This is a genomic window from Pseudomonas sp. RIT-PI-r, from assembly GCF_001297015.1.
GTDB lineage: Bacteria > Pseudomonadota > Gammaproteobacteria > Pseudomonadales > Pseudomonadaceae > Aquipseudomonas.
The window spans coordinates 59,041-68,050 of the sequence record NZ_LIGE01000004.1 but is presented as its reverse complement, the minus strand read 5'-3'; the positions used below and the strand labels follow the sequence as shown (position 1 = coordinate 68,050).

The window sequence follows — 9,010 nt, the reverse complement described above, 5'->3', positions numbered from 1 at the left end:
AGAGCGTTGGAACCACCTGATCCCATCCCGAACTCAGCAGTGAAACGATGCATCGCCGATGGTAGTGTGGGGTTTCCCCATGTGAGAGTAGGTCATCGTCAAGATTAAATTCCGAAACCCCAATTGCGAAAGCAGTTGGGGTTTTGTTTTGCCCGCGAAAAATTTTTGCTTGCGACGGCGAACAAATTTGCACAGTTATTTTCGAATCAGAACACTAGAATAGCCCCACCTTATTCGGAGCCAGAGCCTTTATGTCAGAATCGGTTGACGCCCCAGGGCTGTCAGATTTACCGCTGGAAGACCTGGTGGCCTGTCACGAGTGCGACCTGCTGATGCGCAAGCCGAAACTTGCCCACGGCGAGAAAGCCCTCTGCCCACGCTGCGGTTATGAGTTGTACGCCCATCGCCATAACGTGGTGCAGCGCAGCCTTGCCTTGGTGATCGCAGCATTGCTGTTGTACATCCCGGCAAACTTTTTACCCATCATGCAACTCAATATCCTCGGGCAATCGTCTGAGGATACGGTGTGGAGCGGCGTACTCGGTCTGTTCAACACCGACATGCAAGGCGTTTCGATTGTCGTATTCCTGTGCAGCATGGCCATTCCGCTGCTCAAGTTGCTGTGCCAGTTGTTCGTTTTGCTGACGATTCGCTTCAACGTCGGGCGCAGCTACGGTTTGCTGCTTTACCGTATCTACCACCACCTCAAAGACTGGGGAATGCTCGAGGTTTACCTCATGGGCGTTTTGGTGGCGATCGTCAAACTGGCTGACATGGCGGCCATCACCGCAGGCTTGGGGTTAGCGTGTTTCATCGGTTTGTTATTGGTGCAGGTCTGGCTGGAAGTGGTGATGTCACCGCATCAGATCTGGCAGGCGTTATCAGGAGAGGACGCTCATGCGGGCGATTGATGCGAGCATTCTGGTCTGTACCGAATGCCACGAGTTGAACAGGCAGGAAGCGGGCACCGAGGAGCAAACCTGCACCCGCTGCGGTGCGCTGGTTCACGCTCGCCGTCCGAACAGCCTCGTACGCACCTGGGCGCTGCTGATTACGGCCGCGATTATCTATATTCCAGCCAATGTCTTGCCGATCATGACTGTCAGTTCTCTGGGGCAGGGTGATCCGAGCACCATCATGTCCGGCGTGATCCAGTTGGTGCAGCACGGCATGATCCCGATTGCTGCCGTGGTGTTTATCGCTAGTATTCTCGTGCCCACCTTCAAACTGGTGGGTATTGCGCTGCTGTTGTTTTCGGTGCAACGACGCCAGCCGTTATCCGCTCGTCAGCGCATCTGGATGTATCGTTTTATCGAGTTCATTGGCCGTTGGTCGATGCTCGATATATTTGTGATCGCCATTCTCGTGGCGGTCGTCAACTTCGGCCGGCTTGCCAGTGTCGAAGCCAATCTTGGCGCCATCGCCTTCGCCAGTGTGGTGATTCTGACGATGCTCGCCGCAGTAACTTTCGATCCCCGACTGATTTGGGATAACACGGAGTCGGACGACGACCATGACTGATTTGCCCGTAGCGAAAACCCGACCGGCCTCGAACTGGTCCGCCATTTGGGTCCTGCCTCTGATCGCGCTGATCATCGGTGGCTGGCTCGGTTGGCGTGCCTATTCCGAAACCGGTATCGAGATTCAGATCCGCTTTGAAAGCGGCGAAGGCATCCAGGCCAACAAGACCGAGGTCATGTACAAAGGCATGCCGGTCGGTAAGGTCAAGACGCTCAAGCTCGACGATGAAGGCAACTCAAAAGGTGTGATCGCCACCGTCGAGATGAACAAGGACGTTGAGCAATACCTCAAGACCAGCACGCGCTTCTGGCTGGTCAAGCCGAGCGTGACCTTGGCCGGTATCACTGGGCTGGAGACCTTGGTGTCGGGCAACTACGTCGCCATCAGCCCCGGCGAAGGCGAGCCGACCCGCAAGTTCAAAGCGTTGGCCGAAGAACCGCCGCTGTCCGATGCCAAGCCCGGTCTGCACCTGACCATCAAGGCTGATCGTCTCGGCTCGTTGAACCGTGGCAGTCCGGTGTTCTACAAACAGATCAAAGTCGGCCAGGTCAAAAGCTATCTGCTTTCCGAAGACCAGAGCACTGTCGAACTCAAAGTCTTCATCGAGCCGACCTACGCCAAACTGGTGCGTAAACACACGCGTTTCTGGAACGCCAGCGGCATCAGCATCGATGCCAACCTGTCCGGCGTAAAAGTACGCAGTGAGTCACTGGCCAGCATCGTCGCCGGCGGTATCGCTTTCGCCACGCCGGAAAACCGCAAGGACAGTCCGCCGACCGATCCAAGCCTGCCGTTCCGACTCTATGAGGACTTCGACGCCGCCGCTGCCGGGATTCGTGTGAAGGTCAAACTCAGCGACTTCGAAGGCCTGCAGGCTGGCCGTACGCCGGTGATGTACAAAGGCATTCAGGTCGGCAACCTCAAAGCGCTGAAGGTCGATCCGGATCTGAACAGCGCTACAGCCGAACTGACCCTCGATCCACTGGCTGAAGACTATCTGGTTGACGGTACGCAGTTCTGGGTGGTCAAACCGTCGATTTCCCTTGCCGGGATCACCGGTCTGGAAGCGCTGGTGAAAGGTAACTACATTGCCGTGCGCCCGGGTGACAAGGGCGCGGCACCGAAACGCGAATTCGAGGCGCGGCCGAAAGCGCCGCCGCTGGATCTGCGTTCACCGGGGCTGCACCTGGTGTTGTTCACTGACACCCTCGGCTCGATCGATGTCGGCAGTCCGATTCTGTTCAAACAGGTCAAGGTCGGTTCGGTGCAGAGCTATCAGTTCTCCAAGACGCGCAAGCAGATCATCGTCGGTGTGCACATCGAGAAGGAATACGAAAGTCTGGTCAACGCTTCGACGCGTTTCTGGAACGTCAGCGGAGTCACCCTGACCGGCGGTTTGACCGGCGGGATTCAGGTCAAGAGTGAGTCGCTGCAAACCTTGATGGCTGGCGGCATCGCCTTCGAAACGCCGCAAGCCAAGGCGCCGTTGCAGAAGCGCATCCCGCGTTTCCGTCTGTTCGCCAATCATGACGACGCCAGTAAAAAAGGCAGCGTAGTGACGATCAAAGTCGATCGCGCTGATGGTCTCAGCAGTGGCACGCCGGTTCGTTTCAAGGGATTGGACGTCGGCAAGATTGAAAGCGTCGATCTGACTGACGACCTGCAATCGGTCATCCTCACCGCGCGCATCACTGAGGTTCCGGAGAAGATTGCCCGGGTTGGCAGTCAGTTCTGGGTGGTCAAACCGGAGTTAGGGCTGATCAAGACAGAGAATCTGGAAACCCTGGTGACGGGCAAGTACATCGAAGTGCAGCCGGCAGCCAAGAACCTCGGCCCGCAGAATAACTTCACTGCGCTGGCCGCTGCGCCGGAAGTGACCAAACAAGAGGCGGGGCTGAGTCTGGTGTTGAGCGCTGCCCGTCGGGGTTCGCTGAAGCCGGGTGTGCCGGTCACTTACCGCGAAATCACCGTGGGTAAGGTGACGGGCTATGAGCTGGGCCAGACCGCTGATCGTGTGTTGGTGCACATTCTGATCGAGCCGAAATACGCGCCGTTGGTGCGCAGCGGCAGCCGCTTCTGGAACACCAGTGGCGTAGGCTTTGATATTGGTTTGTTCAACGGTTTGACGGTGAGAACCGAGTCGCTGGAAACGGCGATTCAAGGCGGGATTGCTTTCGCTACGCCGGACGGCGAGCGCATGGGTAGTCAGGCGCGGGCTGAGCAGACTTTCCCGTTGTTCGACAAGTTTGAGGATGAATGGCTGACGTGGGCGCCGAAGATTTCGCTCGGTAAGTAATTCTGTGGTGTCTGAAGTGGCGCCATCGCGAGCCGGCTCACCCCTACAGGGGAAAGCATTCCAACTGTAGGGGTGAGCCTGCTCGCGATAACGCCCGCAAAATCAACACAAATCCCAAGCATAAAAAAAGGCCGCGATCCCATCAGATCGCGGCCCTTTTTTTGCCTTTCAGTTAACGCCGATCAAACCGCATCCAGCTCCGGTTCATCTGCCTCAACATTCAACGTCGCCTTCACCACATCGTGGCGACGGATGTATTTCCAGTCCGCCTCATCAATGTAGATCCCCGCCGGGCCGCTGCCGCCTTCCAGGTCGATCGCGACACTGGCGCAGACCTGCGGCTTCACGCTCGCCAGAATCGGCACGAAGCCCAGTTGCAGGCTGGTTTCCAGCAGCGCGGCCTGGTTCTTCTCGTCGATGTCCGCCGCCTCGTCGAGGTAGTACGGCAGGCGCACGCGACCGGCCTGATCGCGATCCATCAAGTGCAGCAACAAGTACATGTTGGTCAGCGCCTTGATGGTCATGGTAGTACCGTTGGACGCCGCGCCATCGATGTCGGTGTGGATAACCGGCTGGCCGTTGACCTTGGTGATCTCGAACGCCAGTTCGAACAAATCCTTGAGGCCGAGCTGGTTGTGGTTTGCCGCCACCAACCGTGCCAGATATTCCTTGGCTTCTTCGTTCTTGTTGTCCTGCTCGGCGCTTTGGCTCAGGTCGAACACCGACAGGGTTTCGCCTTCTTCGTACTGACCGGCGCTGTGGATGATCTGGTCGATGTGCTTGAGGGCTTCCTTGTTCGGCGCGAGGACGATGCGGAAGCTCTGCAGGTTGGAGACCTGACGCTTGTTGATCTCGCGGTTGAACAGCGCCAGTTGGTGCTCGAGGCTGTCGTAGTCGCTGCGGATGTTGCGCAGGGTTCGAGCGATGTCGGTAACCGCTGCACGACGGGCCTTGCCCAGCGTCAGCGCTTCATCGGTGCGGTGCGCGTAAGCGTTGATCAGCAGGGACAGACGGCGCTCCATGTCGTCTTCGCTGTCGAACTTGGCCACGCCCTTGAGACGCACTTGTGCGTACAGCGCTTCGATCTGACCGTCGGCGCGCAGCAGACCTTGCCAGCTGTCCTGATAGTCGTTGAGCAGCGGCAGCAGGTTGTCCATCGAATCGTCGACCGGATCCATGAACGGCGTACCGAATGGCAGATCCGCTGGCAGCAGCTGACGACGGCGCAGCGCATCGTCGAGGGTACGTTGCTTGGCTTCCATGTCGGCGATCTGGCGGCCGACCAGTTGCAGCTTGGCCGACAGTTGCTGGACGCGTTCGGTGAAGGCATCGCTGGAACGCTTGAGTTCGTCCTGCGCGCCTTCCATCTGAGCCAGTTGCTCGAGCTTGTCGCTTTCTTCGGCGCTCAGGGTCTGCGTGCGGCGGAAATCTTCCAGGGCTTTCTGCGCGTCCAGCACTTGCTGGTACAGCGCTTCGGTCTGGGTCTTGCTCGCGGCGCGGTCGGCGGCCACAGCCTGTTGGGTTTTCAGTTGCTTGAGTTCTTTTTCCAGACGCTCTTTCTGATCGCGCAATGCCGCGCGGTCAGCCAAGGCTTGCAGCGCTGGCGGCTCGATATTCGAGATGTCGATCGACAGGCCCGGCACTTCGAAACGCTCGCCTTTGAAGCCATCGAGGATCAGCTCCATCGATTTGACCCACTGGCCATCCTCGTCAAGGGCGATGCCGTGTTCGCCCAATGGCAGGCTGAACAACGCGCTGTTGAACAAACGCATCAGACGCTCGACGTCCTGTTGCGAGAACTCTTCGCGCAGACGGGCGTAGCTGTTGTTGTCGGCGTGATCGAGTTGCTGCTTCACCGACTTCAGGCGTTTTTCCAGATCGCGTACGCGCTCTTCCAGATCTTCGACACTGAACTGGCGGGATTGCGCCAAGGCACCGGCCAGTTCGTCGTGCGCGTCTTTGGCCGCGAGCAACTGTTGCTCCAGCACTTTGACGTCATCGACCAGGGCGAAGCGATTCTTCAACACCGACAACTCGCCGAGCCAGCGCTGGATGCCGGAAATTTCCCGCTCCAGACGCATCAGTTCCTGGGTGCCACCGCGTTGATCGTTTTGCAGACTGTCCTGCTCACCACGGTAATGGTCGGCCTGAATGGTCAGCTCTTCTTTGCGCGCACTGGCGTAGTCCGACCAGGTGCCGAGCAACGAGTCGAGCAGCGGTGACAGGCGATGCAGTTTGCCGCGCAGCACGTCGCGCTGTTTCACGCCATTGGCCAAGGCTTCAACCAATGGGCCGGCAGCGACCAGCGAGTTGTAGTCCTGCTCCATGCGCCGCACATCGCGGAAGGCTTCTTCGCACGCGGCGATGTAATCGACACTGCCGGAGCGCAGGCTGTGTTCGAAGGCATCGAGGAACAACTGCTTGAGCTTGGCCGCGGTGATTTCACGCATGTGCAGCAGGTTGATGAACAGCGCGCGGAAGGTCTTCAGGCTCTGTTCGCTGGTGGAGCGCAGCGGGATCAGCGTCAAGTCCAACGGAATCGAGGTGTGACCGCCCACCAGCAAACGGCGCAGTTCATCAGGCTTGAGTTCGTAGGCTTTCAGGCCTTCTTTTTCAAGGTTGCTGAACAGCTCCTTCTGGCGCAGGCAGGTGTCGTTCTTCTGGTAATGCGCCAGATCGAGCTTGCCGGCGTAAGCGAAGAACTGGTGACCGAAACCACCGCCCGGACCGCGACCGACCACGCCGATCACGTGCGGGCCGTGGGGCAGATTCACTTCGACAAGGATGTAGCTGGTGTCGGAAGCGAAGTAGAAGCGCCGCGATTGTTCGAGGCTGTATTTGCCGAAACTCATGTCCGACATGCGCGCCAGAATCGGGAATTGCAGCGCGTTGATCGACGCCGATTTACCGAGGTTGTTCGCGCCGTAAACCGACAACGGTTCTTCCAGCGGGAACAGGCCGAGGCTGTAACCGGCGGTGTTCAAAAGGGCAAAGCGGCGGATGCCGTAGCGTTCCTGGCTCATGCATCGGACTCCTGTTCTTCGGCAATGGCGCGGGCCAGTGCGTCTTCTTCGCTTTCTTCGTCAAACTCGGTGAGATCGAGCGGATCGTCGGTTTCGAGGAATTTGGCTTCCGCGGCTTCGTCGATCAGCACCGGCGCTGGCAGCGGCAATACGCTGTGCACGCTGGCTGCCAAGTCGCGGTCTTGTTGCACCGAAAGGCACACGTCGAGGAAACGGTGCATCGGCGGCAGGAAGCGGTACACGCCGTTTTCTTCGCTGGCAAAACCGAGTTGAGTCATGCGGCGCATGATCTTTTCTTCGAGTTCTTCGACGGTCTGCACTTCGGCCTGAATAAACAGGTCGCGGTATTTCTCCAGCAGCGACGGCAACTCTTCGCGGCCGAGGCTGCCGCCATCGAGCACGGCAATCGGGTCGCGGCCCTGATCGGCCAGGTGTTCGACGAGGATGAAGGTGAACAGCGCCAGACGCTGCGCGGTCTTGTTCACCGCCGCAGCGGCCATGTCCGGGACGAAGTAGTAGAAACCACGGGTGTCGCAGACCAGTTCAAAACCCAACGCCTTGAACAGCGTGCGGTATTGATCCTGGAAGTTCGACAGTTGCGCGTACAGCTCCGGGTCGCGACGGCTGACGTGGTAACCCTTGAACAGCTCGCGGAAGATCGGCGCGAGTTGTGACAGTTCGGAAAGATCAAGATGCATTGGGGATGCTCGCGGAATTCTCGGCGGCGGTATCGCTGGCCGAGAGCAGGGCGAAGGAGCGCAGGCTGACCTGGTGCTCGTGAGTGTGGTATTCGCGGCGTTCCAGACGCTCGCGCTTGAAGCGTTTTTCCCGCGACAGGCGCGAGAACCAGTAAAGCAATTCGTCGGTGGCGCCGTCCGGTTCCTGTTCCAGCAGCCAGGTCATCAGATCCGGCATCGGCAGGGCTTCTTCGCAACGGTCGACCATCTCGCGCACGGTGCGCGGGGCGCGTGGGGCTTCGCCTTTCTGGGTTTTGTGCGCCTTGGGGAAACGCGCCGGTTTTGGCTCGAAACGCGCCAAGGCGTAAACATAGGCTTCGACCTGACTGGCGCTGCCGAGGAAAGTACTTTGCGGGCGGGTGAACAGTGGCATCGCCGCTTGCGGCACGGCATCGATGCCTTTACGGCGAATCGCCGCCAAGGCGAGCGCCGCGCCACGGGTCACGGCGTTGTGCCGGCGCGCTTCTTCACGCAGTGGCAGCAGCAATTCGCGGGCGTGGCGCAGGGTCAACTGGGCGCTGGTCTGCATTTCGAGGATGCGCGCGTGGGTACGCAGCAGCATGTCGTCATCGACCAGATGGCCGAGGCGCTGCTGCTCGCTAAGCATCTTCAACAGCACGGTTTCAACCTTGCGCACGCCTTGTTCGAAGGCGCCGTCGGCATTAACCAGATCGATCATCGGCTCGACGTATTCGTCCCAGGTCGCCAGTACTTCAGCGTAACGCTGACGCAATGGAATCTGCCGGTCGCTGGTCTTCGCCCGTTCGGCCACGGCCACCAGCGCCTGTTCGTCGTTGTCGAGCTTCTTCAGCACGTCGCGTACGCGCATGTCGAGCAAGCGCAACTGGCGGGCCAGGTCGTGACCGTCGCGAACCTCGAACGCGTCCTGGATGTAACCGGCCAGACGCTCGAGGTGACGCAGATAGGCTTCGATTTCCAGGCACAGGCCCAGTCGGTGTTCACGCCGCAGGTAAGCGAGGAAGTCGTGGATCTGCGCGTTCAGCTCGAAACGGTTCGGGCTTTTCGCCACCGGAATCAGAATATCGAGGCGAATCCACACGTCGAGCAGGCTGGTGATGTCCTGTGGCGTGCTGTCCAGTTGTTGGGCGGCCAGTTGCGCGCGCAGTTCGTTGAGGCTCAATGTGCCTTGGTCGAAGTGCTCGCACAAAGGCTCCAGAAGTGCCCAGTGTTCAGCGAGGGCGCGCAAGACGCGCTTGGGTTCGATCATCGGAATGCCCGGCGGGTTGGCAATAAAAAGACGCGATTGTACTGCATCATGAAGGATGCGATTCACTCTCGGGACGGGCTGTCGCATTTTCTAAGATAAAGGCTATCGATCAACAGCAAGCGATCTTGAGCGAAGGGCGGTAGAATCAGCGCACTTCAGTTATCCACAAGTGGCCGACCCTTTGCTTATCGAGTCCCGCCGCCGC

General features: G+C 59.0%; 6 protein-coding genes and 1 rRNA gene. 4 read left to right on the top strand and 3 right to left on the bottom strand.

The window, feature by feature from the left end; all coding sequences use genetic code 11:
* The 4 genes from rrf to AK821_RS00675 form a co-directional block, all read left to right on the top strand.
* Positions 1–104, top strand: a 5S ribosomal RNA gene (gene rrf / locus AK821_RS00690); the annotation flags it as partial.
* 147 nt (positions 105–251) lie between these two features.
* Positions 252–911 (top strand): paraquat-inducible protein A, encoded by a 660-nt coding sequence (locus AK821_RS00685; RefSeq protein WP_064387672.1) that lies wholly within the window; start codon positions 252–254, stop codon positions 909–911.
* On the top strand, positions 898–1,521 hold the full coding sequence (locus tag AK821_RS00680; RefSeq protein WP_064387671.1) for a paraquat-inducible protein A: 624 nt from the start codon (positions 898–900) through the stop codon (positions 1,519–1,521). Before AK821_RS00685 ends, AK821_RS00680 begins: the two co-directional genes overlap by 14 nt.
* Positions 1,514–3,817, top strand: a complete 2,304-nt coding sequence (locus tag AK821_RS00675) for a PqiB family protein (protein ID WP_064387670.1) — start codon at positions 1,514–1,516, stop codon at positions 3,815–3,817. Before AK821_RS00680 ends, AK821_RS00675 begins: the two co-directional genes overlap by 8 nt.
* Positions 3,818–3,999: 182 nt before the next feature.
* Here AK821_RS00675 and mksF read toward each other — a convergent pair whose 3' ends face one another.
* From mksF to mksB, 3 genes are read right to left on the bottom strand one after another with little or no spacing between them, the layout of a single operon-like run.
* Entirely contained in the window at positions 4,000–6,840 is a 2,841-nt protein-coding gene (mksF, locus tag AK821_RS00670; protein WP_064387669.1) for an Mks condensin complex protein MksF, read from the bottom strand.
* A complete protein-coding gene (gene mksE / locus AK821_RS00665) occupies positions 6,837–7,538 on the bottom strand; it encodes an Mks condensin complex protein MksE (RefSeq protein ID WP_016983587.1) in 702 nt (233 codons plus the stop codon). The genes mksF and mksE overlap by 4 nt, the downstream gene beginning before the upstream one ends.
* Positions 7,528–8,805: an Mks condensin complex protein MksB gene (gene mksB / locus AK821_RS00660; protein ID WP_064387668.1), complete on the bottom strand. Its 1,278-nt coding sequence runs from the start codon at positions 8,803–8,805 to the stop codon at positions 7,528–7,530. The genes mksE and mksB overlap by 11 nt, the downstream gene beginning before the upstream one ends.
* Positions 8,806–9,010: the final 205 nt, after the last annotated feature.

Bases quoted from the DNA above. Each gene is read 5' to 3' on its own strand.
- mksE (WP_016983587.1), bottom strand. From the start codon at position 7,538: ATGCATCTTGATCTTTCCGAACTGTCACAACTCGCGCCGATCTTCCGC.
- AK821_RS00685 (WP_064387672.1), top strand. From the start codon at position 252: ATGTCAGAATCGGTTGACGCCCCAGGGCTGTCAGATTTACCGCTGGAA.
- mksF (WP_064387669.1), bottom strand. From the start codon at position 6,840: ATGAGCCAGGAACGCTACGGCATCCGCCGCTTTGCCCTTTTGAACACC.
- AK821_RS00680 (WP_064387671.1), top strand. From the start codon at position 898: ATGCGGGCGATTGATGCGAGCATTCTGGTCTGTACCGAATGCCACGAG.
- AK821_RS00675 (WP_064387670.1), top strand. From the start codon at position 1,514: ATGACTGATTTGCCCGTAGCGAAAACCCGACCGGCCTCGAACTGGTCC.
- mksB (WP_064387668.1), bottom strand. From the start codon at position 8,805: ATGATCGAACCCAAGCGCGTCTTGCGCGCCCTCGCTGAACACTGGGCA.